Source organism: Mesorhizobium sp. P2_F7, assembly GCF_056403695.1.
In genome coordinates, this window is record NZ_JBFUFA010000006.1 from 72,195 (window position 1) to 98,343 (window position 26,149).

Annotated in this window: 23 protein-coding genes; 8 read left to right on the plus strand and 15 right to left on the minus strand. The window is 65.5% G+C overall.

Going from position 1 to position 26,149, the window contains the following annotated elements:
* Positions 1-212 precede the first annotated feature (212 nt).
* The 6 genes from AC1DZ8_RS20865 to AC1DZ8_RS20890 form a co-directional block, all read right to left on the minus strand.
* Positions 213-986, minus strand: a complete 774-nt coding sequence (locus AC1DZ8_RS20865) for an SDR family NAD(P)-dependent oxidoreductase (protein WP_477302082.1) — start codon at positions 984-986, stop codon at positions 213-215.
* A 109-nt stretch (positions 987-1,095) separates the two neighbouring features.
* Complete coding sequence (locus AC1DZ8_RS20870; RefSeq protein ID WP_477302084.1) at positions 1,096-2,430, minus strand: dihydroorotase; 1,335 nt, start codon at positions 2,428-2,430, stop codon at positions 1,096-1,098.
* A 2-nt stretch (positions 2,431-2,432) separates the two neighbouring features.
* Positions 2,433-3,356, minus strand: coding sequence for an allantoinase PuuE (locus tag AC1DZ8_RS20875; protein WP_477302086.1), 924 nt, complete (start codon positions 3,354-3,356; stop codon positions 2,433-2,435).
* A 12-nt stretch (positions 3,357-3,368) separates the two neighbouring features.
* The gene (locus tag AC1DZ8_RS20880; RefSeq protein ID WP_477302088.1) at positions 3,369-4,385 is read right to left on the minus strand and encodes an NAD-dependent epimerase/dehydratase family protein; all 1,017 of its coding nucleotides are present in this window, start codon (positions 4,383-4,385) and stop codon (positions 3,369-3,371) included.
* Positions 4,386-4,415: 30 nt separating this feature from the next.
* Positions 4,416-5,165 carry an SDR family NAD(P)-dependent oxidoreductase gene (locus AC1DZ8_RS20885; protein ID WP_477302090.1) on the minus strand — a complete coding sequence of 250 codons (750 nt, stop codon included), beginning with the start codon at positions 5,163-5,165 and terminating at the stop codon, positions 4,416-4,418.
* Positions 5,166-5,176: 11 nt separating this feature from the next.
* The gene (locus AC1DZ8_RS20890) at positions 5,177-6,424 is read right to left on the minus strand and encodes an MFS transporter (RefSeq protein ID WP_477302092.1); all 1,248 of its coding nucleotides are present in this window, start codon (positions 6,422-6,424) and stop codon (positions 5,177-5,179) included.
* A 243-nt stretch (positions 6,425-6,667) separates the two neighbouring features.
* Here AC1DZ8_RS20890 and AC1DZ8_RS20895 point away from each other — a divergent pair, with 243 nt between their 5' ends.
* From AC1DZ8_RS20895 to AC1DZ8_RS20925, 7 genes are read left to right on the plus strand one after another with little or no spacing between them, the layout of a single operon-like run.
* The gene (locus AC1DZ8_RS20895; RefSeq protein WP_112566108.1) at positions 6,668-7,018 is read left to right on the plus strand and encodes a RidA family protein; all 351 of its coding nucleotides are present in this window, start codon (positions 6,668-6,670) and stop codon (positions 7,016-7,018) included.
* Between the two features lie 24 nt (positions 7,019-7,042).
* Positions 7,043-8,473, plus strand: coding sequence for a dihydropyrimidinase (gene hydA / locus AC1DZ8_RS20900; RefSeq protein ID WP_477302095.1), 1,431 nt, complete (start codon positions 7,043-7,045; stop codon positions 8,471-8,473).
* On the plus strand, positions 8,458-9,384 hold the full coding sequence (locus AC1DZ8_RS20905; RefSeq protein ID WP_477302097.1) for a nitrilase-related carbon-nitrogen hydrolase: 927 nt from the start codon (positions 8,458-8,460) through the stop codon (positions 9,382-9,384). The genes hydA and AC1DZ8_RS20905 overlap by 16 nt, the downstream gene beginning before the upstream one ends.
* Positions 9,377-10,702, plus strand: a complete 1,326-nt coding sequence (locus AC1DZ8_RS20910) for a Coenzyme F420 hydrogenase/dehydrogenase, beta subunit C-terminal domain (RefSeq protein WP_477302099.1) — start codon at positions 9,377-9,379, stop codon at positions 10,700-10,702. The genes AC1DZ8_RS20905 and AC1DZ8_RS20910 overlap by 8 nt, the downstream gene beginning before the upstream one ends.
* Positions 10,699-11,853 carry an NAD(P)/FAD-dependent oxidoreductase gene (locus tag AC1DZ8_RS20915; protein ID WP_477302101.1) on the plus strand — a complete coding sequence of 385 codons (1,155 nt, stop codon included), beginning with the start codon at positions 10,699-10,701 and terminating at the stop codon, positions 11,851-11,853. The genes AC1DZ8_RS20910 and AC1DZ8_RS20915 overlap by 4 nt, the downstream gene beginning before the upstream one ends.
* A complete protein-coding gene (locus AC1DZ8_RS20920; RefSeq protein WP_477302103.1) occupies positions 11,850-13,127 on the plus strand; it encodes a Zn-dependent hydrolase in 1,278 nt (425 codons plus the stop codon). Before AC1DZ8_RS20915 ends, AC1DZ8_RS20920 begins: the two co-directional genes overlap by 4 nt.
* Positions 13,124-13,783, plus strand: coding sequence for a cysteine hydrolase family protein (locus AC1DZ8_RS20925; RefSeq protein WP_477302105.1), 660 nt, complete (start codon positions 13,124-13,126; stop codon positions 13,781-13,783). The genes AC1DZ8_RS20920 and AC1DZ8_RS20925 overlap by 4 nt, the downstream gene beginning before the upstream one ends.
* On the opposite strand, the gene AC1DZ8_RS20930 is transcribed toward AC1DZ8_RS20925, so the two are convergent.
* From AC1DZ8_RS20930 to AC1DZ8_RS20970, 9 genes are read right to left on the minus strand one after another with little or no spacing between them, the layout of a single operon-like run.
* Entirely contained in the window at positions 13,768-15,258 is a 1,491-nt protein-coding gene (locus AC1DZ8_RS20930) for an N-acyl-D-amino-acid deacylase family protein (protein WP_477302107.1), read from the minus strand. The genes AC1DZ8_RS20925 and AC1DZ8_RS20930 overlap by 16 nt on opposite strands.
* A gap of 3 nt (positions 15,259-15,261) precedes the next feature.
* On the minus strand, positions 15,262-16,803 hold the full coding sequence (locus AC1DZ8_RS20935) for a trimethylamine methyltransferase family protein (RefSeq protein WP_477302109.1): 1,542 nt from the start codon (positions 16,801-16,803) through the stop codon (positions 15,262-15,264).
* A 19-nt stretch (positions 16,804-16,822) separates the two neighbouring features.
* Positions 16,823-17,791, minus strand: coding sequence for a D-2-hydroxyacid dehydrogenase (locus tag AC1DZ8_RS20940; protein WP_477302111.1), 969 nt, complete (start codon positions 17,789-17,791; stop codon positions 16,823-16,825).
* A gap of 10 nt (positions 17,792-17,801) precedes the next feature.
* A complete protein-coding gene (locus tag AC1DZ8_RS20945; RefSeq protein ID WP_477302113.1) occupies positions 17,802-18,710 on the minus strand; it encodes a dihydrodipicolinate synthase family protein in 909 nt (302 codons plus the stop codon).
* A 9-nt stretch (positions 18,711-18,719) separates the two neighbouring features.
* Positions 18,720-19,301 carry a hypothetical protein gene (locus AC1DZ8_RS20950; RefSeq protein ID WP_477302115.1) on the minus strand — a complete coding sequence of 194 codons (582 nt, stop codon included), beginning with the start codon at positions 19,299-19,301 and terminating at the stop codon, positions 18,720-18,722.
* Positions 19,302-22,154 (minus strand): 2Fe-2S iron-sulfur cluster-binding protein, encoded by a 2,853-nt coding sequence (locus AC1DZ8_RS20955; protein ID WP_477302117.1) that lies wholly within the window; start codon positions 22,152-22,154, stop codon positions 19,302-19,304.
* Positions 22,151-22,417, minus strand: coding sequence for a sarcosine oxidase subunit delta (locus AC1DZ8_RS20960; protein WP_477302119.1), 267 nt, complete (start codon positions 22,415-22,417; stop codon positions 22,151-22,153). The genes AC1DZ8_RS20955 and AC1DZ8_RS20960 overlap by 4 nt, the downstream gene beginning before the upstream one ends.
* 2 nt (positions 22,418-22,419) lie before the next feature.
* Positions 22,420-23,661 carry an FAD-dependent oxidoreductase gene (locus AC1DZ8_RS20965; protein ID WP_477302121.1) on the minus strand — a complete coding sequence of 414 codons (1,242 nt, stop codon included), beginning with the start codon at positions 23,659-23,661 and terminating at the stop codon, positions 22,420-22,422.
* Between the two features lie 6 nt (positions 23,662-23,667).
* Positions 23,668-25,086: an MmgE/PrpD family protein gene (locus tag AC1DZ8_RS20970; protein WP_477302123.1), complete on the minus strand. Its 1,419-nt coding sequence runs from the start codon at positions 25,084-25,086 to the stop codon at positions 23,668-23,670.
* Between the two features lie 167 nt (positions 25,087-25,253).
* Here AC1DZ8_RS20970 and AC1DZ8_RS20975 point away from each other — a divergent pair, with 167 nt between their 5' ends.
* On the plus strand, positions 25,254-26,141 hold the full coding sequence (locus AC1DZ8_RS20975) for a LysR substrate-binding domain-containing protein (RefSeq protein WP_477302125.1): 888 nt from the start codon (positions 25,254-25,256) through the stop codon (positions 26,139-26,141).
* Positions 26,142-26,149 lie beyond the last annotated feature (8 nt).

Sequence of the window (26,149 nt, forward strand, 5' to 3'; positions counted from 1 at the left end):
TGCCAAGGAAAATATCCAATCCGGTCCGGACATTAGCCCAGACGAATGAAAACAGACTCAGTTTCAGATGCTGCGATGGTACGCCTCCATTTTGGCCGTTCAAGGGCCAATGACGGCATCGCACTGTGCCTGAGGGCGGCGCATGACATATGAGCTGAGGCCAAGATTGCAGGTTTGGCTTGTGGCGCATTACGAGGCATTGTTCCGCACGATCAGCCCGCCATCCAGCCGCCATCCACCATCAGATTGATGCCGGTGACATAGCTTGCCATGTCGCTGGCGAGGAACAGCGCGGCGCCCGCGACGTCGGTCGGCGTGCCGAGCCGCGGCCAGGGCGTGCGGCTGTGTGAGTAGGCGAGGGCGTCGGGGTCATTGGCGACACCCGGCTTGCCGGTGATGATCTTGCCGGGCGCAATCGCGTTGCAGACGATCAGGTCTTTGGCGTGGTCGACGGCGATCTGCCGCGTCATCTGCACGATCGCGCCCTTGCTCACCGAATAGGGAAAATCGCCGGGGCAGGCGACCATGCCGTGCTGGGAGGAAATGTTGATGATGCGGCCGCGAACCTCGCTCACCGGCGCTTGGGTCAGCATCTGCATGACGGCGCGCTTGGAGCAATAGAAGAACCCAGTCAAATTGACGCCGATCACGCGATCCCATTGCTCCTGTGTGGTCTCGACCAGATTGGTGCTGGTGTAGATGGCCGCATTGTTGACCATCACGTCGAGCCGACCGAACCGCGCGACCGTCGCGCCGACCAGCGTATCGACCGCGCTCCAATCCGCAATGTCGGTCGCGACATGCATCGCCGCCCCGCCGCTCGACTGGATCAGGGCGACGGTGCTCTGGCCGCCTTCGATCGGCAATTCGACCGTGTCGGCAATGACCACGGCGGCACCCTCCGCCGCGAACTTCAGCGCGATGGCGCGGCCGATGCCGGAGCTTCCACCGGTGACGATCGCGACCTTGTTTTCGAGCAGGGGCATTTTTTCTCCTTTCAGCAATTCCAGGAAAAGTGTGAGCGGTTTTCTGTCCGGAATTGCGTAAAAACAAAGAGATAGAGCGGTTCGCCGTTTCCTGAAACGGTGAGCCGCTCTAATGTTCCCGGCGCACGACCTTGCCTTGCCCCGAACCGGTCAGCACCTGATCGCGCACGATCTCTCGCCCGCACAGAAACACATTGGTCAGCCGCGCGTTCACGCTCCAGCCGTCGAACGGCGTGTAGGCCGCGCGGGAAACCTGATCGGCGTCGGAGATGGAACTGGACAGGCGCGGGTCAACGATCAGCAGGTCGGCATCGTAGCCGGTGGCGATGCGTCCCTTGCGCTTGCCAAGCCCGAAACGCTCGGCCGGATTGCGCGCGCACATCCGCACCACATCGGGGTGCGTGATCAGCCCCTCGTCGACGAGCTTCAGCATCGCCTGCAGCAGCGTCTGCAGTCCCGGCATGCCGCCGGGGATATCGGCGAAAGCGGCGTAAGCGGCGGCCTTCTCGGCCGGCGCATGCGGTGCGTGGTCGGTGGCGACGATGTCGATCAGGCCACCCTTCAGCGCAGCGCGCAAGGCTTCGACATCCTGCCGCGACCGTAACGGCGGCGAGCCCTTCAGCCTGGGGCCTTGCGTCTCGTAATCGTCGGTGGTGAAGAACAGGTTCTGCGGCGTCGTCTCGACGCTGGCATCCGCCCTGTCGCGCAGCCGGCTCCACGCCTCGACGCCGGGTTCCGAGTTGATCTGCCGGACGTGGATGCGCGCCCCTGTCGCGGCGGCGGCAAGCACGGCGCGCGCAACGCCGCCGGCTTCGGCCAGCGGTGGCCTGCTGTCGAGAAAGGCTGCGATGGTCCCCGTCTTGTTGCGCTCATTGGCGCCGGTCAGCATCGACTGGTCGCCCGGCGAAATGCCGATCAGCGTATCGGCATGGCCGAAATGTCTGAGCGCCTCGGCGACCGCGTCGAAATTGCGAAACAGGAAGTCCTCCGGCACATCGGCGGTGAACAATTCGAACGACACCGGCGCGAGCGCGAGCAGGCCGGCGATGCGCGACAAATCGCGGCTGACCACGGCCTGGAAACCGACATCGACGTGGAGCTGGCCTGCCGCCATCGCCATCTTGTCGGCGAGATCTTCGGCGCTGGCCGTCCATGGCTCGTCGGTCGGCATGTCGAGCACCGTCGTCACGCCGCCAAGGGCTGCCGCATGTGTGCCCGAGGAAAAGTCTTCCTTGTGCGTCAGGCCGGGCTCGCGCAGATGCGCATGCGCGTCGACAAGGCCGGGCAGAAGCAGGCTGCCCGAAGCATCCAGCACCCTCGCGGCTTCAGCCGTTCCGCCGGGGGCCATCAGCGCTGCGATGCGGCCGCCGGCAATGCCGACATCGCGCCGTTCCTGCCTGTCGGCATTGACGACGGTCGCGCCCCTGATCAGCGTCTCGAACATATTCAGGCGTGCCGCTCGAAGCCGGCATGGTTCTCCAGCCAGAAGCGGGCGATGTCCTCGCGCCGCATGAAGGCAGCGGCCGGTTTCGTCTTCACGTGCTCGATCACTTCGCGCAGCCCGGACGCCCTATTGGGCTGGCCCATCCAGCGCGCATGAATGCCGATCGTCAGCATGCGGCCGCCGGTCTCGGCAGCTTCGTCGAGCATGTAGTCGATGGCCGAGCGGCAATCCTGCGCGAAGTCGCGCGGATTGCTATAGCCGGGTGCGACGAGGTAGCGGCTGTCGTTGAGCGTCTTGGAATAGGGCACGACCAGGATCTCGGTGCCCTGATGGTCGAGGAAATAGGGCAAGTCGTCATTGCAGGGATCGGAGTGATAGAGAAACCCGCCCTCGCGCACCAAAAGGTCTCGCGTGTTGACGCTAGGCAGCGAGCGGCAGTTCCAGCCCAGCGGGCGCCGCCCCATCAGCCTCTGGTAGAGCGCGATCGCTTCATGCAGATGGCGCTCCTCCTCGCCGCGCTCCATCACCGTGTAGTCGATCCAGCGCAGCCCGTGGCCGAGCAGGTCGTGTCCGCGCGCATTCATCCATTCGGCGACCGCAGGGTTGCGCTCCAGCGCGACGGCGCAGGCGGAAACCGTGATCGGGATGTCGTAGCGGTCGAACAGCCGCGCCAGCCGCCAGACACCGGCCCGGCTGCCATATTCGAAATGCGTCTCGGTGCCGAGGTCGCGCACCGTGGGGCTGGAGGTGAGATTGTACTCGCCCCAATTGTCGTTGCGTCCATCCTCGAGCCAGGAATACTCCGAGCCCTCTTCGTAATTGAGCACCAGATTGATGGCGAGCTTGACGCCGCCGGGCCAGCTCATGAAGGGTGGGTTCGGGCCGTAGCCGACGAAGTCGCGCGGTTGCTGAAAATCGGTCGGCATCGGCTCTGCTCCTCAGCTTTCGTTGGCGGCGATCCAGTCGATGTAGTCGTGGAAGGCCTGCCTCGCCGGCGTTGGCCGCCAGTTGGTGTCGCGCTCGATGCGGGCAAGGTCGTACTCGCCCCACATGCCCGTCTTCAGCGCCGCGTTCATGGTAATGTTCGCCGTCTCTTGCAGGCTAACTTCGCTCTTCAGGTCGGGGAAGCGCTCGGCAGCCCAGCCGATGAAGTCGCCGACCGTCTGCGTGCCGCCGCTGCCGATGTTGTAGTGGCGGTAGCGCAAGGTCTCGGCATCGAGCAGCGCCATGATTGCCTTGGCAACGTCGCTCGACAGCACATAGTCGCCGAGCGGCTCGAGGCTGTTCGGCCGGATCGTCTCGTTGCCGAGCGCCATATGCGCGATGCGGTTCGGCAGATGGCGCACGTTGCGGCTGCCGGTGACGCGGTCCATCGGCCCGTAGACCGAGGACAGCCTGACCGAGATGGCCGACAGGCCGAACAGATCGGCATAGCGGTTGGTGACCATTTCGGCGGCGAATTTCGAAATGCCGTAAAGCGTCAGCGGCGCGACATAGCCTTCCTCGGGCAGCGGCTCGCCGCTCCAGTCCGGCCCGTTGTGGCGATAGACCGAGCCGGAGCTGACATAGACGAAGCGCTTGATGCCGGGGCGGCCGCGGGCCCATTCCAGCATGCGCACCGTGCCCATCAGATTGACGTCGACGATGGCAGCTGGATCGTTGGCTTCCGGAGGCTGCGTCGGGTCGCTCGGGCGCGAATTCGGCGTCACCGTCGCGCCGTGGATGATTGCCGTGATGCCATGCGCGTCAAGCGCCGCTGCCCACTGCGTGGCATCCAGTATGTCGGCGGTGAGCACGGTAAGGCGGTCGCGCACCGGCGCGAAGAATTTTTCCGCGATCGCATCAAGCCCCGACCGGTCGAGGATCACGGCGCGGGCGTGCGGATCGCGATCCAGCCATCCACGCGCAACCACGCTCATGACAAAACCGGTGCCGCCGGTGACGAGAAGCGTCATGGGATCTCCTTTGACATCGACTTGAAGAATTCAGCGCGTCGCATAGCCGCCATCCACGAGCATGTCCGAGCCGGTGACGAAGGATGCATCCCGCGAAAGCAGGAAGGCAGTTGCCGCCGCGACCTCCTCCGGCTCGGCGATCCGGCCAAGGAGATGCGCCGGTCCGAGTGTGGCATTGGCCGCCTCGAAATCCCTGAAGCGGCGCAGCAGCCGCGTCGTTGCCACCGCGCCCGGCGACAGACTGTTGACGCGCACCCTGTCGGCCGCGTGGTCGACAGCCATGGCCTTGGCGAGATGGATGAGCCCGGCCTTGGCGGCGCAATAGGCGACAGCTCTTGTGGTCGCGACGCGACCGAACTGCGAGCCGATGAACACCACCGAGCCGCCGCCGCTGGCCGCGATCAGCGGTACCGCGAATTTGCTCATGAGGAAGGCGCCGGTCAGCCCGACATCGAGCTCGCGCCGCCATGCGCTCTCGTCGAGATCGACAACAGTGGCGCTGGTCGACGGTGCGGCGGCATTGTGCACCAGCCCGTCCAGCCGGCCGAATTTTTGTCGCGCGAACTCGACGGCGGCTCGGGCGGAACCGATCTCGGTCACGTCGCACTGGCAGGCGGCTGCCGAAGAGCCAAGCGTGTCGGCAAGTTGGGTTGCAGGTTCGAGATCGTAGTCGGCGCAGACCACCCTTGCGCCCTCGGCGATGCACCGCCTGGCGATCGCCGCACCGATGCCGCTTGCGGCGCCTGCGATCAGGATGACGTTGTCTTGGAGGCGGCTCATGGCGGTCGTCATCAAACGCGCTCCTCGGCGGTCTGCACGATATTCGCCGAGACCGGTCGGCGCAGCAGATTATAGCAGGCGGCAAGCGTCACCAGCACTGCGCCGCCGCCCAGCAGCAGGAACATCGCCGGTGCGCCCATATGCGCCATCAGGCCGGCGGAAACGCCGGGCGTCGCCACATTGCCGATCGAGTAGAGCAAAAGCAGCGTGCCGGAGGCGCCGACCATATGCCGGCTGTGCAGCTGCGAAGCGCCGAACGCCATCGCTACGGGATAGATCGTCAGCGCCGTGGCGCCATAGAGGAAGAACAGCACGAACAGCAGCGGCTCGGAAAAATTGCCGAGCGAGGCGATTGTGGCACACAGCACGACCGACAGCAGGCCTTGCGCCAGCAGGATCAGCCGCCGTTCAAACCGGTCCGACAGCCAGCCGACGGGCGTCTGCGCCAGCATGCCGGCGATGCTGATGGTCGTCACGAGCCCGACCGTCGTCCCCGCCGACAGTCCGATCTGGGTGCCGTAGATCGGCGTCAGCACGAAGATGTTCATGTTTGTGATGCCGCCCTGGAAGATCGCAACGACCGTCACCGGCGCCAGCCGGAACAGCGCCAGCGGGCCGAGGCGTTTGACGGGCGCATTCGCATGCTCCGGCTCGGCGGGAGAGGCAGGCAGCGCCGGCCAGCGTCCGCCGCCAAATTTGGACATCAGCGCCAGCAGCACCATCGCCGCCGCGACCGGAAACAGATGCGGCGATTGCGGCCCGACCAGCCCGACGAGGAGTTGTCCGAGCAGCACCGCGATCGCCGTCGTCAGCATGTAGACCGAGAACATCGCGCCGCGATTGTGCTGCTCGGCATAGAGGTTGATCCAGCTCTCGCAGACGACGAACAGCGACGCCATCGACAGCCCGCCGAGCAGGCGAAAGCAGATCCAGCTCGGCAGGAAATCGGTGAGGACGAAGCCCGCCGCAGCCAACAGCGCCAGCACAAGGACACCCATGAAGGTGCGCTCATGGCCGTAATGGGCGACCGCCGGACGAGTGACCAGGCAGCCGACGAAAAAGCCGACGGGATAGGCGGTAAGCACGATCTGGACGACGTCGGGGGAAATGCCGGGCTTGCCGAGATGCAGCGACACGGCGGTGGTCAGCATGGCGCTGCCGATGCAGGCGAGGCAGATACCGGTCATGATCGGCAGCAAGGCGCGCGAGCGCTCCGCGTTTTGCCACAGCCGCATCGCGGATTGGGCGATCGACCTCATGGCTGCGCTGCTCCCCTGGCCGCGCCGACACCGACGCCACCCTGAGCGAGAGGCTACACGGGGCAGCAATTGCTGCAAACGAAGATAGATACGGCTATGGCTTTGATTTTTTTGGCCATGCCGATGATGGAAAGCAGCATCTGGGCCGCCGGCAGGGCTTTACAGCGGTTTTGTGCCGCCCATACCATAGGCAAGTTGCCGACATCGCGAGCTGCCTGATCGAAAGCAGCAGGGAGGAATTCCGTGACGATAGAGCGTCTTGAAAACGGCCAACGCTTCTGCCGGGTGCTGCGCTACAACGGCACCGTCTATGTCGCCGGCCTGACGGCTGACGATCTTTCCGGCGATACGACCTCGCAAACCAAACAGATCCTCGCCAAGATCGATGCCCTTCTGGCCAAGGCAGGCAGCGACAAGACCAAAATCCTAAGCGCCCAGATCTGGCTCAGGGACATCGCCGATTTCGAGATGATGAACACGGCCTGGGACGCCTGGATCGACCGCAGCGCCATGCCGGTGCGCGCCACGGTGGAGGCGCGCCTCGCTGGTGACCAATACCGTGTCGAGATCATGGTGACGGCGGCTGTCGGCTGAGGCCGGTTGGGGTGGGCAAATCGGATGCATGAGCTCGTCATCACAGGCGGACGCGTTGCGCTCGACGACGGGTGGGCTGAGTGCGATGTCGGCATCGATGACGGTCGCATCGCGGCCATTGGCAACGGCCTCTCCGGCGAGACGCTGATCGACGCCAGCAATCGCTGGGTCATGCCCGGCGGCATCGACGCCCATTGCCATCTCGACCAGCCGGTCTGGGGCGGCGCGGGCAATGCTGACGACTTCGAGTCCGGCACCATCTCGGCGGCCTTCGGCGGCACCACCTGCATTGTCCCGTTCGGCATGCCGGGTCCGGATATGAATACGATCGGCGCCATTGATCGAGCGCTCGATCGCGCGGCCGGCCGCGCGGTGATCGACTACGGGCTGCATGCCGTGGTGACAATGGGCACCGGCGCCGATGTCGAGCAGCAGCTCGCCGCGCTTGCCGGCCGCGGCATCGCCTCGGTCAAGCTGTTCATGACCTATCAGGGCTTTGCAGTTGACGACGATCTCTTCTTCAGGGTGCTTGATACCGCCCACAATCTCGGCTGGATCGTCATGGTCCATGCCGAAAACGACGCCGCGATCCGGCGCACACGCCAGCGGCTGATCGACCTCGGCCGCACCGACATCCGCTACCATGTCGTCGCGCACAGCGAGACTATGGAGCGCGAGGCGACGCATCGCGCACTGGCCTTCGCCGAGATGACCGGCGCGCGCATGACCATTGTCCATGTCTCTTCCTGGCAGTCGGCGGAGGAGGTGGCGCGGGCGCGTTTGCGCGGTGTCGATGCGATCGCCGAAACCTGCCCGCAATACCTCTTCATCAGTGGCGCCGACCTCGACCGCCCGGCGCTCGATGCGGCGCGCTTCATCTTTTCGCCGCCGCCGCGTTCGCCGCGCAGTCACGAGCATCTGTGGCAGGCATTGATCGATGGCGGCATCGACCTCTGGTCCTCCGACCATTCACCCTATTACTTCGCCGACAAGATCGGCAGGTCGCAGACACCGGGTTTCACCACCACGCTAAGCGGCATTCCCGGCATCGAGACCCGTCTGCCGCTGCTGTTTTCGGAAGGGCTGTTGACCGGCCGGCTGACGCTCGACCGCTATCTCGATCTCACCTCGCGCAATGCCGCTGCGATCTACGGCTTCGCCGATCGGAAGGGCCGGATAGCGGTCGGCCTCGATGCCGATCTGGCGCTGTGGGATCCCGAAGCGACCTGGACGCTCGGCCACGCCGCTTTGCATTCGCGCGTTGATTTCACGCCTTACGAGGGCAAGAGTGTGACTGGCAAGCCGACCACCGTTCTGGTGCGCGGCGTGCCGGTGATCGCCGATGGTGTGCTGAAGGCGCAGCCCGGCTTCGGACAATTCGTCGAGCGCACAGCCGCCGACCCGGCCCGCTCGGGAAAACCAGTCGAGGAGACGACGCCATGGCTCGATGCCTGACCATTGCGGTCTGCCAGACCGGGCCGATCCAGCGCAGCGCGACGCGCGCCGAGACCGTCGGTCGCCTCGTCCATCTGCTGGAGCAGTCTGCTGCCGCCGGCGCCGAGATTGCCGTCTTCCCCGAGATGGCATTGACCACCTTCTTTCCGCGCTGGCGCATCGACGATCAGGCGGAGATCGACGCCTTCTTCGAAAGCGCGATGCCAGGGCCGGAAACGCAGCGTCTCTACGACGCCGCCGCGCGTCTCAAGGTCGGCTTTGCGCTCGGCTATTGCGAACTTGCGCAGGAAGACGGCCGCACACGTCATTTCAACACCGTGGACCTGGTCGACCCTGACGGACGCTTGATCGGCCGCTATCGCAAGATGCATGTGCCGGGCTCGGCCGAACCGGAAGAAGGCACGACGACCCATCTGGAGCGGCGCTATTTCGAGCCGGGCAATCTCGGCTTCCCGGTCTTCGACTATCGCGGCGTCCGCGTCGGCATGGCGATCTGCAACGACCGCCGCTGGCCGGAAACCTATCGTATGCTGTGCCTCAACGGCGCCGAGGTGGTGCTGCTCGGCTACAACACGCCGCTGCTGCTCGACGAAGCGCCGGCGCTGGCGCATCTCAGAATGTTCCACAACCATCTGCCGATGCAAGCCGGCGCCTACCAGAACACGCTGTGGGTTGCCGCCGCCGCCAAGGCCGGCCTTGAAGACGGCCAGGCACTGATCGGCGGTTCCTGCATCATCGCACCGACCGGCGAGATCGCGGCGCAGGCGATTTCGCTCGGCGACGAGGTCATAATCCATCGCGCCGATCTCGACTTAATCGAGACGTGCCGGAAGGTGAATTTCAACTTCGCGCTCTATCGCCGCCCGGATCAGTATCGTCTGATCAGCGAGCCCGCCGGTTCGCATGTCTGATCTGGGCCGCAATCCATCCGCCGAGTGCATCGAGCCGCCGGCCAGTCTGCTATCGCTGGCCGAGATCGTCGAGAACGGACTTTGCATCGGTTGCGGGCTCTGCCGGTCGCTCGCCGGCCCGCAAGAGGTCGAGATGATCATGACGCCGGAGGGGCGCCTCAGGCCCGTGGCCCACACGGCGCTCAACCATGCGACCCTGATGCGCATCAATGCCGTCTGCCCGGGAACGCGCATTGCCGGGCCACCGCCGTGGCAGGCGGATACCGCCGCGCTGAACGACACCGTGTGGGGACCGGCCCATCGGTTGGCCCTCGGCTATGCCGGAGACCCGGCGGTGCGCTTCCAGGCATCGAGCGGCGGTGTGCTGACGGCACTCGGCCAGTTCCTGCTCACCTCTGGCCGCGTCAGTTTCCTCCTGCACGTCTCGGCGTCTCGCTCCGCGCCGATGCGCAGCGAGTCGCGGCTGAGCTTCGACGCCGCCTCGGTTCTCGAAGGCGCGGGGTCGCGCTACGGTCCGGTGGCGCCGCTTGAAAATTTCACCGAGATACTTGCTCGTGGCGAACCTTTCGCGCTGATCGCCAAGCCTTGCGACATCACCGCCGTGCGCAATCTGGCGCGGCATGATCCGCGCGTCGATGAATTGATGCGCTATGCGCTCACCTTTGCTTGCGGCGGCGCATCCGACCTGTCGAAATCGGAACAGGTACTGCAGCGTTTCGGCCTCGCCGAGGACGAACTCGCGCTGTTCCGCTACCGGGGTTACGGCAATCCCGGCCCCAACCGGGTCGAGACGAAAGACGGCCGCGCCTTCCAGCTCACATACCGGCAGCTGTGGGAGGACGAGGACAAGTGGATGATCCAGCCGCGTTGCAAGATCTGTCCCGACGCCATCGGCCAGGTCGCCGACATCGTCGCTAGCGATGCCTGGCTGAATGGCGGGCCGGCGGTCGACGATGAAGCCCTCAACGGCATCATCGTGCGCACGAGGCGTGGCCTGGAATTGTTCGACGCGGCGGTGGCAGCCGGCGCATTGGTGATCAAGCGCCAGACCAGTTTCGCCGAACTCGGCGAACTGCAATCGCATCAGACGCGCAAGCGCCGCGCGGTGTGGGCGCGGCTGAAAGGCATCGAGATTGCCGGCAAGCCGGTGCCTGTCGTGACCGATCTTGCGCTGGAGGATTGCGCCCGGCAAAACACGCTGGCCGACAATCTCTCCGAAGGCCGCGGTGCCCGCGACCGCGCCAAACGCGGACGGCTGGGTGAACCGCGCCCGGTGCCGCGCGGCGAAGCCGTGATGGCGGAGGATGGATATCCATGAGCGAGCAGACCGATGTGATCGTCATTGGCGGCGGCATGGCCGGCGCCGGCGCCGCATTCGAGATTTCCCGCTCCGCAAAAGTGGTGCTGCTCGAGCGCGAGACCCATTGCGGCTACCACACCACCGGCCGCTCGGCGGCAAGCTTTACCGAAAACTACGGCAACGGCGTCATCCGCCGCATCGTGCTGGCCAGCCGTTCGTTCCTGACCGAACCGCCGGCCGGCTTTTCCGATTATCCGCTGCTGAGCAAGCGCGGCATGATCACGGTCGCGCGCTCCGACCAGCTTGAGCTCCTGGGGCAAGATCTGGAGGCGGCTCAAGCGCTGGTTCCGTCCATCGTCGCCATGACGCCCGCCGAGGCGATCCAGCGCGTGCCGGTGCTGCGCACCGACTATCTCGCCGGCGCCTATATCGAACCGCATTCGATGGACATCGACGTCAACGGCCTGCACCAGGGTTTTCTGCGCGGCGCCCGTGCGTGCGGTGCGCGGATCGTCACCAATGCCGGCGTCAAGGGGATCGATCGGCAAGGCGGCCAGTGGCGGGTCGACACCCCGGCCGGAACCTTTCTTGCGCCGCGCATCGTCAACGCCGCCGGCGCCTGGGGCGATGAGATTGCCGTCATGGCCGGCGTCCGCCCCGTCGGCCTGCAGCCGAAGCGCCGCACCGCCTTCAACATCCCCGCACCTGCGGGCATCGACATATCGGACTGGCCGCTGGTCCACGATGTCGGCGCCGAGTTCTACTTCAAGCCGGATGCCGGGCAACTCTTCGTCTCGCCGGCCGATGCGACGCTGTCGCCGCCGATGGATGCCTATGCCGAGGACATCGACGTTGCCATCGGCGCCGAGCGTCTCGAAAGGGCCACCACCATCGAGGTGCAGCGCGTGTCGCGCTCCTGGGCCGGCCTCCGCACCTTCGTCACCGACGGTTCGCCCGTTGTCGGCCCGGACGACGAGGTGCCGGATTTCGTCTGGCTGGTCGGACAGGGCGGCTACGGCATCAAGACCTCGCCGGCACTGTCGCGCGTCTGCGCCAGCCTGATCGCCGGTACCGGCATGCCGGATGATGTCGCGCGGCAAGGGGTGTCGCTCGACGATCTCACGCCACACCGGCTGCGCGTGTCTCAATCCGCGCGGGTTGCTTCATGAGCGATGCCGGACTGACGGCCGGCGGCGTTCTGGCCGGGCGCCTGCTGGAGACGCTGGCGCAAGCCACCACCGATGCGCCGGGCATCACGCGCGTCGCCTACGGACCCGGCGAGCGTTTTGCCCACGCTCTCATGCGCGCGGAAGCGGAAAAGCTCGGCGCCGTCGCGCGCGTCGATGCTGCCGGCAATCTCTATCTGACGCTGAGAGGTCGCGACCCGGCCCTGCCGGCGATCGTTACAGGCTCCCATCTCGACAGCGTGCCGCATGGCGGCAATTTCGACGGCGCCGCTGGTGTCGTGGCAGGGCTGGCGGCGATGGCCCAACTGGTCGGGCAGGGCGCCCAATTGCCGCGCGATCTGATCGTGCTGGTGACACGCGCCGAGGAAGCGGTGTGGTTTCCGCTGTCCTATCCCGGCAGCCAGGCCGCGCTCGGCTTGCTTGACCCCGCAGCACTGGAGGCGAAACGGTCGGACAGCGGACGCAGCCTTGCCGACCACATGCGCGAGGAAGGTTTTGATCCTGATGCCGTGCGGCGTGGCGTGCCGGGGATCGCCGCCGACCGCATCGCGGCTTTCGTCGAAGTCCATATCGAACAGGGGCCGCGCCTGGTCGCCGCCGGCGTGCCGGTCGGCATTGTCACCGGCATTGCCGGCGGCTTTCGCTATGTCGACGCAAAATGCGTCGGCGCCTACGCCCATTCTGGCGCCGAGCCACGCTTTGCGCGGCACGACAGTGTGCTCGGCTTCGCCGATCTTGTCGCCGGCCTCGAAGGCGAATGGGACGCGCTTGAGCGCGACGGCCACCAGGCCACCATCACCTTTGGCCGCGTGCAGTCCGACCCCACGCAGCATGGCGGCAGCCGCGTGCTCGGCGAACTCGGCTTCACCCTCGATGTGCGCAGCGCCGAGGTCGCTGTGCTGGAGCGGATCGAGGCAAGGCTTCATGCGATCTTCGCCGAGGTCGGTGCAAAGCGCGGCGTTACGTTCGTAGCCGGCCCGCGCTTCACCTGGGATCCGGCGACGATGTCGCCGGCACTGATCGCAAGGCTGGATCGCGCTGCCACCGATTTGCAGATGCCTGTACCGCATGTGCCGAGTGGGGCGGGGCATGACGCCGCCACCTTTGCTGGCGCGAATATTCCGACCGCCATGCTTTTCGTGCGCAACGAGAACGGCAGCCACAATCCGCATGAAGCCATGGAGATCGCCGACCTCGATCAGGCGATCCGTCTGCTCCTGCGCTTCGTCACCGATTTCGACAAGGACCAGTCATGAACCACGCCGCCTTGCTCGTCATCGACCTGCAGAACGAATACCGCCCCGGTGCCGCCTGGCCGGTCGTCGGCTATGACGCGGTGCTCGCCAACGCCGCCCGCCTGATTGAAGCCGCCCGTGTTGCCGGAATTCCCGTCATCCACGCGCAGGCCTGGGTGAAGCCGGAGGAGCGCGCCGGCTATGCCAGGCAGGAAGAGATCCTGACCGAGGAATTCCGCTCTGCCGTGGCGGGCAGCGAGGGCGCCGACATCTGCGCCGAAGTGGCGGCGTTGCCCGGCGACATCGTCATCCACAAGCACTGGCCGAGCGCCTTTCGCCGCACCGATCTTTCGCAGCGGCTTGCCGATCTCAAGATCGAAAACCTTGTTGTCACCGGCGTGCTCACCGACAGCTGCGTCACCGAGAGCGTGTTCGACGCGGTCTATCAGGGCTTTCGCGTCTGGCTGGTCAAGGAGGCTTGCGGCAGCATGAGCGAGGCCATGCACCGCACCGGCATGCTCGACATGGCCAACCGCCTCTATGGCGGCGGCATCGTGCGCATGCCTGAGGCCCTGAAGGCGCTCGCCGGCCAGAGTTTTGACGGCTGGCGCTGCACGCGGCCGGTCGAGTTTGTCTACACGCTGGAGACGGTCGACAGCCTCTACGAAGCGCTGTGACCGGCGCCGCAGGCGCAAGCGCTTCTGACGATTGTCTTTGAGGCAGTGGGTTTGAGCACCGCACCCGGCAGCGCCCCGGTCGCTCTGCCGCCACTCCACACGGAAATGCCGTTGACGAAGACATGTTCGATGCCGGCAGCAGGCTGGCGCGGCTCTTCGAAGGTCGCGGTATCGATGATGGTTTGCGGGTCGAAAATCGTCAGGTCGGCGAAATTGCCGACCGCCAGCGTGCCGCGTTGCTCGATACCGAATTCGCGCGCGGGCAGCCCCGTCATCCGGAACACTGCCTCTTCCAGGCTGAACAGGCCAACATCCCTGGTATAGTGGCCGAGCACGCGTGGAAACGTGCCCCACAGCCGCGGATGTGGGTGGATGTCGTGCGGCAGGCCGTCCGAGCCGATCATCGTGCGCGGATGCGCGATGATATTTCGGACATCCGTCTCGTCGAGCTGAAAATAGACCGCGCCAGCCGGCAGCAGGCGCTCCCCCGCCTCGCGCTCGCTGCAATTCCATTCGCGCGCAATGTCGGCAATCTCGCGCCGCGCCATTTCGGGATGCGGGTCGGACCAGGTGATGAGGATCTTCAGCCCGGTGTCGCAACGCTCGAGCCTGAGCACAGTGGAGCTCGCGGCATATGGATAGACATCCATGCCGATGTCCATCGTTTCGCGTGCCCGGTCTATGCGTTTCAACGAAGGTCCGCTCTTGCCGAAATTGGCGCGGCCGGTGCACTGGTGGTGCGAGATGAACAGCTTGCCGCCGGCATGGTCGGCAATGTCGATGGCTTCCTCGATCGCCTCGTCCATCGTCTCGAAATAGTTGCGCGTGTGGGTGACATAGGGACCGCCGAGACCTGCCGCAGTTGCGGCCAGCGCCTTCACTTCCCCGGTCGAGGATTTCACAGCCGGCGGATAGTCGAGCCCGGTGCTGAGCCCGAACGCACCCTCGGCCATCGCCTGCGCCACCGCCTCCTGCATCGCCGCCGTTTCCGCTGCATTGGCCGGGCGGTCGGTCACCGGCATGCAGCGCTGGCGCAAGGTGGTGTGGCCGACGAGCAGGGCCGCGTTGGTGGCGATACCCAGCTTCTTCAGCTCAGCGACATAGTCCGCAAAACGATCGAAGCGAAAGTTCTCTTGACCACCGACCAGCGTGAAAGGCGGCGGCGGGGCGCGGTCCAGCACCAGCGGCGCAAGGCTGATGCCGCAATTGCCTGCGATCACCGTCGTCACGCCCTGGCTGATCTTCGGCACCATGCCGTCGGGCGCCAGCAGCGCGCCGTCATCATGGGTGTGCACGTCGATGAAGCCCGGCGCAACGATCTTGCCCGCGGCATCGATCTCCTGCTTGCCATGCGCGTCGGACAGATCGCCGATGGCGGCGATCCTGTCGCCGTCCACGGCGAGGTCAGCTTCGAAACGATCCGAACCGTCGCCTGAAATCAACTTCGCGTGGCGGATGACGAGATCGTATGGCATTGGTCAGCCGTCCGGATTGGCTGATATCTCCTCGCGGCGGCGCGCGACATAGGCGTCGAGCTCCTCGCGGATCGCGGGATCCATCACCGGTTCCTCGTAATCGTGCAGCGCCTGCTGCCAGAGTTCGGTCGCGCGTTCGAGTGCGTCCTTGCCGCCGGCTTCCTCCCAGGCGCCATGGTTTTGCCAATTGGACAGCATCGGCTGGTAGAAGGCGGTGGTGTAGCGCGACATCGTGTGTTCGGCGCCGAAGAAATGGCCGCCGGCCGGCACCGACTTGATCGCCTCGAAACCGAGATCGTCCTCCTGGAACGGCAGCGGCCGCAGGAACTCCATCATGTTCTGCAGGATTTCGACATCGAGCACGAGCTTTTCGTAGGAAGCCGTCAGCCCGCCTTCGAGCCAGCCGGCCGCGTGATAAATCAGATTGGCGCCGCCGAGCACCGCCCCCCAGGTCGCCATTTCGGTTTCGTAGGCGGCCTGCAGATCGACGACGTTCGAGGCATTCGCATTAGAGGTGCGGTAGGGCAGATTGTAGCGCCGCGCCAATTGCCCGGCGATGATGTTGGCCTTGGCGTTCTCCGGCGTGCCGAAGGCCGGCGCACCCGACTTCATGTCGACATTGGAGGTGAAGGCGCCATACATCACCGGCGTGCCTGGATTGACCAGCTGCGTCAGCACCACGCCGAACAGTGCTTCGGCGTTCTGTTGGCAAAGCGCGGCAGCCAGCGTCACCGGCGTCATTGCGCCCATCAGCGTGAATGGGGTGACCGTCACCGGCTGGCCGTGCTCGGCCATGGCGATCAGGCCCTCGGCCATGGCGTCGTCGAACAGGCGCGGCGAGTTGATCGAGATGATCGTCGTCACGCCGGGCGAAGCCCGCATTTCCTCGACGCTGATGCCGCGCGCGATCGCCATCATGTTGATGCCGTCCATCGCCCGGGCGCGGCCGATCGCCGTGCAGTGGAAGGAGAGATCACTCAACGTCAGATTGGCGTAATAGGTGTCGAGATGGCGCGCATTGGCCGGCAATTCCATCGGCGCCACCACCTGGTTGCCGATGATGTGGATGGCGTTGAAATGGTGCGCCAGCCGGATGAAGTTCTGATAGTCGGGCAGATTGCCCTGCCGGCGGCCATTGATCCGGTCATGCACATTGGGTGGGCCGGCGACTAGGCCGAACACCAGCGACTTGTCGCCGAGGTGCACCTGCTTTTGCGGATTTCGGCTGGTCAGCGTGAAGGAGGACGGAACCGCCCGCAGCGCTTCGGTAACCAGGCTTTCGTCGATCCTGATCGTCTTTTCCTCGCGGTCGACAATGGCGCCGGCAGCAGCGAACAGATCCATCACCTTGTCGCTCATGACGCGAATGCCGAGTTCCGACAGGATGCGCATCGAGGTATCGTGCAGCCGCTGCATCCGATCCTCGTCCAGCAGCTGCATCGGCGGATAGGGGTTCTCGACATGCTGCCAGGGCAGCTGTGCGATGCCGCCGCCGCTGCGCCCGATCTTCGATCTGCGGCCCCCGCCGCGCCTGTCCTGCGTCATTTGTTTCGTTCTCCCGGCCTTAGTAGCCGCGCTCCGGATTGACTGTGTTTTCCAGCGTCTGGCCGCTGCGGTAACGCGTCAGATTGCCGGCAAACATCCGCACAGATTTGATGTCCCAACCTTCGTAGACGGCCGCGCAATGCGGCGTGATGGCGACATTGTCGTAGCCCCACAAAGGATGGTCCGCCGGCAGCGGTTCGGTGGTGAAGACATCCAGCGCCGCGCCCTTGATCCGCTTGCCGTCGAGGGCTTCGAGCAGTGCCGCTTCCTCGGTCACGCCACCGCGCGAAATGTCGATGAGCACCGCAGACGGTTTCATTGCGGCGAAGGCTGCCTTGCCGAGCAAGCCACGGGTGCTCGCCACCAGCGGCACGCAGCAGACGATGAAGTCGGCGCGACCGAGCAGGGCAAGCAGGGCATCCGGGTCGTGCACCTCGTCGAGGCTGGGCATCGGCCTTGGCCGCGCGCGGATTCCGAGTGTTTCCATGCCCATCGCCTTGGCGCGCATAGCAACGGCCGTACCGGTCTTGCCGAGGCCGATGACAAGGACCGTCTTGCCTTCGATCGGCTCGACACGGCCACCGCCCCACTGGCGTGCCTGCTGGCGGCGGCTGAAACCGCGCAAATCGAGCGAGAAGGACAGTATGGCGCCCAGCGCATATTCCGCCAGCATGCCGGAGGCGACGGCGGCCGAATTGGTCACCGTGACGCGCGCCGGATCCCAACGTCCAAGATGATCCGTGCCGGACCCACCGACCGATACCCACTTCACCGTGGGGCTCTCGACAAGAGCCTGGCGCGGAAAGCGCGGCGTGCCGTCGAAGCGAACGGTGTAGACGACCTCCGCGGCAATCTGCTCGATCAGGCCGGGCAGGGCAGCGTAGGTATCACAGGCGTGGACGGTGAGGTCGGGATGCGTCTCGCCGAGCACCGCCATCGCTGCCGCCGGCCGGTCGGTGTGCAGGATGACGGTAGGGTGAGCCGACATATCCTGCGCCTCAGCCGCGGCCAATGTGATCAGCTGAAGCGCCGAGCGCGGCAATCAGCGTCTTGCCCTGTTCCAGCGTCGCATTCTCATGTGGCGCGCGCAGGTTTAGCCAGCGCTGGTCGCCGGAACGAACCGCCAGCACCGCCTTCATCGCCGGGATCAGGCCGGCATCCTGAATGATTTTGCGGAATGCCTTGATCGCCGCATCCGCTTCGCTGACGTCCTTGCCTGCAATGGTTGCGTCGTAAAGCGCCCGGATGGCGGCGGCGTTGAGATTGACCGTCGCCGAGATGCAGCCCGCAGCACCACTGGCGAGGCCCTTGGTCAGCTGCGCCTCTGAGCTTGGGAACACCGCAACCGCAGGTGCTGCAGCGATCACCGCCGCCGTGTTGTTCCAGTCGCCGGCGCTGTCCTTGTAGGCGACGACCGTGTCGGGAAATGCAGCGCTCAGCCGGGCGGTCAACGCCGGGCTCACCGGCACGCCGGAGTTCTGCGGGATGTGGTAGAGGATCATCTTCAGCGCCGGGTTGCCCACCCGCTCGATCAGTTCGCTGTAATAGCGCGCCTGGCCGTTGTCGCCGGCGGCGGTGTAGAAGAACGATGGCAGGACCATCACGCCGGCGCAGCCGAGACCGACCGCATGCTTCGACAGTTCAACGGTTTCGGGCAATGCGGTGACGCCGGTGCCGGGCATCATCCGGGTGGGCGAAATGCCGACCTCGACCAGCCATTCCAGCGCCTGCATGCGTTCGCTCAGCGAGAGCGACAGCGCCTCGCCCGTGGTGCCGAACGGCGACAGGTAGTGCGCGCCCTGGTCCAGCACCCATTTGGCGTGCGAGATCCAGAGGTCGCGAGCGATGCGGCCATCGTTCTCGAACGGCGTCAGGATCGGGGCGATGGTTCCTTGCGGGCGGGTCATGGATATCCTCTATGCCTGATGTTGCGTGCAGTGCCTGGCCACCGCCGAGACGGTCCGGGCGAAATACGCCGACGCGGTGATGTCGAACAGTACATCGAAACCGCCCGGCGCGCGGAAGGCAACCGCTTCGATATGGCCGACACGCGTCTGCGCGATGTCTTCGGCGCCAAATCTGTCGGCGCGCAGATCGAGGGCGCAGAGCTGGCTCATCGCTTCGGCAATTGCGGGACCGGAAAGGCGCATCCACGCCCAGCCTTCCTCACGCCAGGATGAATAGCCTTTCGGCCCGCTGTCGCCTTCCCAGGCACTCCGGAGTTCGACCAGCGCCTCGCCAGTATCTTCGGCCAGCAGCAGGATATCCTCATTGCCAAGGCGCAGCACGCGCATGCCGCGATGGCTGCCGATGCGATTGATCGCCGGCAAGCCAACACCGTGCGCGGCGAGCCAGGCGGCGCTGCCGCCGCCCTTCAGGCCGAAGCGCGGGCTGGCGGTGAGATCGGTCATCGCGACAGCGCCGGAAGGCAGCGCAGTGCCGTGCGCGGCGCCGCCAGGCTCGAAGGGAAAGGTGGGGACTGTGTCGAGACCCACCATCTACATCTCCTGCCGCGCATTGGTCGGGTCGAACAAAGCGTGCCCAACCACTGGAACTTCGACCAACTCGCCATTGCGGCACTTCACCGTCACCCGGCTTCCCTGCGTGGAATCGTCGACATGGACATAGGCCAGCGCGATGGCGCGGCCGAGCGTTGGCGAAAAGCCGACAGAGGTGATCTGGCCGACGGGATCATTGCCGCGCAGCACCAGGCAACTCTCGCCGGGTATGTCCCTTGCGTCAGCGGGAAACTGCAGGCCGACCAGCTTGCGCGACTGGCCGAGCCTCGCGCGCATTTCGATGGAGCGCTTGCCGACGAAGAACGGCTTCTTCTTCGACACCGCCCAGCCGAAGCCGAGTTCGTCCGGCGTGGTGATCGCATCTGTATCCTGGCCGATCAATATATGACCTTTCTCCAGCCGCAGGATGCGCGAAGCCTCCAGCCCGTAGGGCGTGAGGCCATGCGGCTTGCCGGCTTCCATCACCGCGTCCCACAGCGCCGGCGCGAGGCTGGACGGACAATGCAATTCGAAGCTGAGTTCGCCGGTGAAGCCGATCCGCATCAACCGCACTGGCACGCCGGCGACGATGCCTTCGCGACCGCTGAGATAGGGGAAGGCTTCGCGGCTGAAGTCGATGTTGCTTTCCAGCGCCTCGAGCACCGACCGCGCCTTGGGGCCGGTGACGTTCAAGCCGGAGAAGGCGCCGGTGAGATTGAGGACATCGACCTTGAGCCGCCACTGCGCGTTCCAGAACAGCATGTCGGCGTAGACCCGCGCGACGGCGCCTGTGGTGGCCGTGACATAGAAGCGGTCGTCGGCCATGCGATAGGCGACGCCGTCATCGACCACCGAGCCCATCTCGTTGAGCATCAGGCAATAGCGCACGCGCCCGACCGGCTGGTTGGCATGCGCCATGGTGTAGAGCCGGTCGAGGAATTCGCCGGCATCCGGCCCGCGCAGCTCCAGCTTGCCCAACGTCGAGACATCGAGCAGGCCGACGCCTTCGCGCACGGCCATGATCTCGCCGCGGATCGCCTTTTGCGCATCCCTCGCATCGCCGTAGAAATAGGGCCGCCACCAGGCGCCGACCGGTTTCATCACGGCGTTGAGCGCGAGGTGCCTGGCGTGCAGCGCGGTGCGCCGCTCCAGCGGTTCGTGATGGCCGGCAAGCACGCCGAGCGTCTCCGGGCCGACGGGAGGACGCGCCGTCGTGATGCCGACTTCGGCCACCGTCCGGTCGGTCGCCTCGGCGACAATCCTTGCCGTCGCCAGCGCCGAATGGCGACCCTGGCTCGGCCCCATGCCCACCGTCGTGAAGCGCTTGACCAGCTCGATCTCGCGATAGCCATCCTTGATGGCGTTGTGCAGATCCTTGACCTGCAGATCCTCATCGAAATCGACGAAATCGCGGCCGTTGGCATCGGCAACGATCGGCGGCACATGGACCGGGCAGGATGGTTTGATCTTGCCGAGGACTTTGTCTTGTACAACCGCATGGCCGAGCCGCTGCAATGCTAGCGCAGCCGCGCGACGGCCGCCGGCAACAGCGCCTTCCAGACCATTGTCTCCACCGACCGAGCCGGCAAGCCGCACGGGCCCTTTCGCCAGTGTGAGCGTCATCGATCCGGTGACGTCATCGTAGCCGACCTTGGCGCCTGCCTGGCAAGGCAGTTGCCACGCCGGCGCCTCGCCAGCGGAGATCGTCAGCAAGTCGCATTCGACCCAGCGGCCGCCGACGCGAACGCGAGCAAGGTGTCCACTTTTGCCTTCGGCGGCTTCAACCGTCACGGCCTTCTGGATCGCCACGCCTTTGCCGTGCAGTTCGGCTTCGAGCGGGCCTGGCAGGCCGCCGGAACGCGGATCGACGACCAGCATGACCGAGACGCCGGCCTCGACCAGATCGAGCGCAACGGCATAGCCTTCGTCGCTGCCGGTCAGCACCACGGCCTTTTGTCCGGGGCGTACGCCATAGTGGCGGATCAGCCGCTGCGCGGCGCTACCCAGCATGATCCCCGGCAGATCGTTGTTGCGGAAGATGGCCGGCTGTCCGATAGCGCCGGTGGCAAGGATCACCTCGCGCGCCCGTGTGCGATGGAGCCGGTCGCCCTTTATCAGCGGCAGCCAATTGTCCTCGTACCAGCCATTGCAGAGCGTACCGGTCATGATCCGCAGATTGGGAAGCGCCTCGATCCGCGCCGTCAGACCCGCAAGCACCGCCGGGTCATGGCGACCATAGGTCAGCGATCCGCCGATCTCGGGGTTCTCATCGCAGAGTACGACATCTGCACCCGCTTCGGCAGCTGTGACCGCCGCATTCAACCCGGCCGGGCCGGCGCCGACGACCAGCACGTCGCAGTGCAGATGCGACTTGTCGAAATGCCGGTGCGCGGCCTTGGTGTCGACGATGCCGAGCCCCGCCTTGCGGCGGATGATCGGTTCCCAGAATTTCAGCCAGCTGTCGCGGCGCGGCCCCATGAAGGTGCGATAGTAGAAGCCGACCGGCAGGAAGCGCCCAAACCTGTCGATGATGGCGTCGCGGTCACGCGCCAGCGAGCCGTTGACGTTCTGCGCACTGACCTCCAGGCCTTCGCTGACCGGCGTCCGGTCTGCGGCGACGTTCGGCTCGGAAGGCAGCTGAACCAGCGTGTTGGCTTCGGCGCCGTTCATGCTGAAGACGCCGCGCGGGCGGTGGTATTTGAACGAGCGCGACAACATCCATTGCCCCGACGCGGCGAGCGCGCTGGCGATGCAGTCGCCGGCATAGGCCTCGAAGCTCTTGCCCTCGAAGCTGAAGTGCAGCAGGCGCGTCCGGTCGATGCGGCTACCGAAAGGGGCGGGCAGGCGGTTCATGACTGGCCGCTGCGTTGCGAGGCATCGAAGGTGCGGATGATCTCGTTGCTGACCAGATCGCGCTCGGCGAGGAAGAAATAATTGCTCGGCACGTGCCGCCACCACTCGACCACGACGCCCCTGCGGTTCTCGGCGCGGAACAGATGCCGCGACCAGTCGGCGTCGGCGGTCGTCGCCGGGTCGAGCATCTCGCGCACCGGCCCGAAAGACTGGAACTCGTCTATGTTGCGCGGACCGTTCATCGGGCAGGTCAGGATCTTCATCGTCAGTGGCTCGCCGCCGTCGCGCCCATTTCGTTGAGCAGTTGGAAGGTTTCGAACCGCTCCAGCGCGAACGGCTTCAATATGTCGGGCACGCGGCCGGTGGCGATGGTCTCGGCCATGCGCTTGCCGGCAACCGGGGTCGCCTTGAAGCCCCATGTGCCCCAGCCGCAATCGAGCCACAGATTGTCGAGCGGGCTGGCGCCCATGATCGGGCTGTAATCCGGCGTCATATCGGTAATCCCGGCCCATTGCCGCAGCAGCCTGACACCTTGCAGGAACGGAAAGAGATGCACCGCGCCTTCGGCGAGGTGTTCCTTCATGTCGAGCGTCGAGCGCGTCGAATAGAGCTGGTAGGGATCGGAGCCGCCGCCGATCACCACCTCGCCGCGCGACGACTGCACGAGATAGGTGTGCAGCGAGACGGAAGAGACCAGCGTGTTCAGCCACGGCTTCAGCGGCTGCGTCACCATCGCCTGGAGCGGATAGCAGCGGATCGGCAGTTCGACGCCGGCCATCAGCGCCACATCGTAATTCATGCCGCCGGTGGCGATCAGCACCTGGCCGCAGGCGATGCGGCCGCGGTTGGTCTTCACCGCCTGGACCCGGTCGCCGGTGACCTCGAACCCTTGCACTTCGGTGCGTTGATGGATCTCGACGCCGCGCCGCGACGCCTGCGCGGCATAGCCCCAGGCCACGGCATCATGCCGTGCGGTGCCACCATCGGCATGCCAGAGACCGCCAAGGATTTCGAGCGCGCCGCCATAGTCCATGTTGAGGGACGGCACCAAGTCTTCGACTGTCTTCTGGTCGACCACTTCGGTGCGTGTGCCCAGATGCTTGCCCATCTCGGCACGTGAATGGAAGCTGCGCAGCGTCGCTTCCGTGTGCGCAAGCGTCAGCTGGCCGCGCTGCGAAAACATGACGTTGAAGTCGAGCTCCTGCGACAGCGTCTCGAACAGCGCCACACCCTCCTTGTAGAAGGCGATGCCTTGCGGCGTGATGTAGTTGGAGCGGATCGTCGTGGTGTTGCGCGCCGTATTGCCGCCGGCGAGATAGCCCTTCTCGAGCACGGCGACGCTGGTGATGCCGTGGTACTTCGCCAGATGATGCGCGCAGGACAGGCCGTGGCCGCCGCCGCCGATGATGACGACATCGTAGGACGGCTTGAGCGCCGGCGTGGCGGGAATGTCCTCGCTGACCGGATAATCCCGGCTGAGACCGTATTTCAGCAGCCTGAGCGGCATGTCAGTCTACCACGCCGGCCGCTGGAGGATCTTGCTGATCACGGGAGGATCGTAGAGCAGCGCAGAGAGATCGGAAAAGCGGCTGTCCGGATCGGTGAGCGACAGGATGGCGTCGCGGATCGCCATGGCGCGGCCCCGTCCGAGCACGGGTGTCGCGAACTCCAGATACTTGGCCTCGATCTCCCTTGATGTCAGCGGCGCTTCCGGTCCGCCGCGGGCATGGACGTCGCCCGAAGCCAGCACCCGCCCGTCGGTGGTGGTGATGGCGACGTCGGCCCAGCGGCCTGCCGGGAAGCGGACGCTGTGACGCTCCTGCTCCGACACGCTGATGCGGGCGAGCATCTCAGCAACGACGGCATCCTCGAGCCCGGCACCGGAAATATGCTCCAGCCCGATGCGGCCATGCAGGATGAAAGTCGCAACCGCGAAGCGCAGGCTATACTGCGCCTTCGACGTCGTGTCCGGCATGCCGTCGAACAGCGTCGCGGCATAGTGGAAACTGTTGACCTGGACATGGCCGATATCGGCCGGCGTCAGATGATGTGAAAGCACCAGTCCGCGCGTGGCGTCGATGGCCGCATGCGCCCAGCGGCAGATCGGGTAAGGCTTCACATATTGATGCAGCGCCTGCCAGAAGCTGCCGAGGTCCTGCCAATGCGCAGCCACTTCCGGCGCCTCGACAGTGATCGCCGGCGCGCCGGTGAAGCCGCGTTCGGCCAGCACCGCCGCCGACAGGCCGGTCAGCGCGCCGATGCCCGAACCGTCATGCAGCATCGTCGGCGTGGCGATCTCGCGCATCATCTGGCTGCGCGGGCCGTGATATTCGGCAATGCCGAGTGCCTCGCGCAGCTGTCCGTCGCTCAGCCGGCGCAGGCGCGCCGCTACGGCGGCAACGCCGAGCGCATTCCATGCCCCTGACGTGTGGTAGTCCGACACCGTCGCATGCAGTGCAATGCCGGCGCGGCCGGCGACTTCGTAGCCGACGGTGAGGGCTGCCAGCGCCTCCGGACCACTAAGCTCCGGAAGCTGTTCGGCCAGCGCCGCCAGCGCCGGCACCACCACCACGCCGATATGGCCCTTGGTCGGGCTGTAGCCGTCATGGCCGTCGAGATTGTCGATCTGCGTCGCGCAGGCATAGGCGGCACCCGCCAGGGAAGCGCGGCGGCCGTCGAAAAGCATGCGGGCGGAATGCCTGGGGTCGCTTGAATTGTAGAGGAGGGTCGCGGTATCCTTGGCGATCCTGCCGGCCTCCATCGGCCCTGCGGCAATCGCAATTCCAATCGTGTCGAGTAGGAGGTAGCGGGCTTGTTCCAGCACCGCCTGAGGGAAAACCGATGCCGGCCGGCGTAACACGAAGTCGGCCAGGCGCACGGCAGTCTCAGCGCTTGCGTCCGGCCCTTCACGGCGATGGGGCGACACAGCCACTTCTTCACTCCCTCTGTCGTCACGCCATCATTAATTTGGGTTCATCGTGCATTCACGCAATTAGTTCAGCGGCTTTGACCAAAAATATCTATGCCATGTCGCCTGCGTGCAATTGAACGCCGGCGGCTCCATGGTCTACCTATTCTGGCACAGCGCAGGAGCCGGAGATGAAGCCACCCCCGCCTTTGAACTATATCAGGTCGTTCGAGAGCTCGGCCCGGCATCTCAGTTTCACCATGGCTGCCAAGGAGCTTGGCTATACGCAGGCCGCGGTCAGCACGCATGTCCGCTCGCTCGAACATTACATCGGCCGGCAATTGTTCATCCGCTATCCGCGCAGCCTCAAGCTGACCGAGATGGGCGAGGCGTTCCTGCCGACCCTGCGTCAGGCGCTGGACCAGATCGACCAGGCGACGGAGGCGATCGTGACCTCGTCGCGCAACCGCACCGTGGTCGTCTCCTGTCCGATGAGCCTGGCGGAAAATTGGCTGGCCGGCTGCATGGCCGCCTTCCGCAAGAAGCATCCCGAAATCGAGATCGTGCTGCACGGCACGATCTGGGAAGATCTCAGCGAACAGGTCGCCGACATCACCATTTCGACGCGCCGCTTCGACGATCGCCCACCCGCCGCCATTCCGCTCTGGAATGACGAGCTGGTTCTGCTGTGCGCGCCTGCCCTGCTCGAAGGCGAGCACGCCGTCAAAGCGCCGGAGGATATCCTCAAGGTGGACCGGATCTTCGTGCACGGCCGCCAGGAATACTGGCAGGTCGTTGCCACCGCGCTTGGCGTCGACATGCAGGATTTCGACAAGGGCCTGTCGACCAACGCCTCCAACATCGCGCTCGAACTTGCCGCCATGGGCGCCGGTCTCGTCGCCACCCAGCGCTCGCTTGCCCACGCGTATCTTAGGCGCGGACTGCTCGTCGAACCGTTTCCGGTCCGGCCGCCCAGCCCCTGGAATTACTACCTGACCGAGACCCATGTCTCCAAGGGCAACATCGCCCGCACTGTGCGCGAATGGATCGTCGCGAGGGCGCAGGAAGACAGTGCCTGAGGAGTGGT

Excerpts from the sequence above, each read along its gene's own strand:
- AC1DZ8_RS20865 (WP_477302082.1), bottom strand. The coding sequence starts at position 986 with ATGCCCCTGCTCGAAAACAAGGTCGCGATCGTCACCGGTGGAAGCTCC.
- AC1DZ8_RS20870 (WP_477302084.1), bottom strand. The coding sequence starts at position 2,430 with ATGTTCGAGACGCTGATCAGGGGCGCGACCGTCGTCAATGCCGACAGG.
- AC1DZ8_RS20875 (WP_477302086.1), bottom strand. The coding sequence starts at position 3,356 with ATGCCGACCGATTTTCAGCAACCGCGCGACTTCGTCGGCTACGGCCCG.
- AC1DZ8_RS20880 (WP_477302088.1), bottom strand. The coding sequence starts at position 4,385 with ATGACGCTTCTCGTCACCGGCGGCACCGGTTTTGTCATGAGCGTGGTT.
- AC1DZ8_RS20885 (WP_477302090.1), bottom strand. The coding sequence starts at position 5,165 with ATGAGCCGCCTCCAAGACAACGTCATCCTGATCGCAGGCGCCGCAAGC.
- AC1DZ8_RS20890 (WP_477302092.1), bottom strand. The coding sequence starts at position 6,424 with ATGAGGTCGATCGCCCAATCCGCGATGCGGCTGTGGCAAAACGCGGAG.
- hydA (WP_477302095.1), top strand. The coding sequence starts at position 7,043 with ATGCATGAGCTCGTCATCACAGGCGGACGCGTTGCGCTCGACGACGGG.
- AC1DZ8_RS20905 (WP_477302097.1), top strand. The coding sequence starts at position 8,458 with ATGGCTCGATGCCTGACCATTGCGGTCTGCCAGACCGGGCCGATCCAG.
- AC1DZ8_RS20910 (WP_477302099.1), top strand. The coding sequence starts at position 9,377 with ATGTCTGATCTGGGCCGCAATCCATCCGCCGAGTGCATCGAGCCGCCG.
- AC1DZ8_RS20915 (WP_477302101.1), top strand. The coding sequence starts at position 10,699 with ATGAGCGAGCAGACCGATGTGATCGTCATTGGCGGCGGCATGGCCGGC.
- AC1DZ8_RS20920 (WP_477302103.1), top strand. The coding sequence starts at position 11,850 with ATGAGCGATGCCGGACTGACGGCCGGCGGCGTTCTGGCCGGGCGCCTG.
- AC1DZ8_RS20925 (WP_477302105.1), top strand. The coding sequence starts at position 13,124 with ATGAACCACGCCGCCTTGCTCGTCATCGACCTGCAGAACGAATACCGC.
- AC1DZ8_RS20930 (WP_477302107.1), bottom strand. The coding sequence starts at position 15,258 with ATGCCATACGATCTCGTCATCCGCCACGCGAAGTTGATTTCAGGCGAC.
- AC1DZ8_RS20935 (WP_477302109.1), bottom strand. The coding sequence starts at position 16,803 with ATGACGCAGGACAGGCGCGGCGGGGGCCGCAGATCGAAGATCGGGCGC.
- AC1DZ8_RS20940 (WP_477302111.1), bottom strand. The coding sequence starts at position 17,791 with ATGTCGGCTCACCCTACCGTCATCCTGCACACCGACCGGCCGGCGGCA.
- AC1DZ8_RS20945 (WP_477302113.1), bottom strand. The coding sequence starts at position 18,710 with ATGACCCGCCCGCAAGGAACCATCGCCCCGATCCTGACGCCGTTCGAG.
- AC1DZ8_RS20950 (WP_477302115.1), bottom strand. The coding sequence starts at position 19,301 with ATGGTGGGTCTCGACACAGTCCCCACCTTTCCCTTCGAGCCTGGCGGC.
- AC1DZ8_RS20955 (WP_477302117.1), bottom strand. The coding sequence starts at position 22,154 with ATGAACCGCCTGCCCGCCCCTTTCGGTAGCCGCATCGACCGGACGCGC.
- AC1DZ8_RS20960 (WP_477302119.1), bottom strand. The coding sequence starts at position 22,417 with ATGAAGATCCTGACCTGCCCGATGAACGGTCCGCGCAACATAGACGAG.
- AC1DZ8_RS20965 (WP_477302121.1), bottom strand. The coding sequence starts at position 23,661 with ATGCCGCTCAGGCTGCTGAAATACGGTCTCAGCCGGGATTATCCGGTC.
- AC1DZ8_RS20975 (WP_477302125.1), top strand. The coding sequence starts at position 25,254 with ATGAAGCCACCCCCGCCTTTGAACTATATCAGGTCGTTCGAGAGCTCG.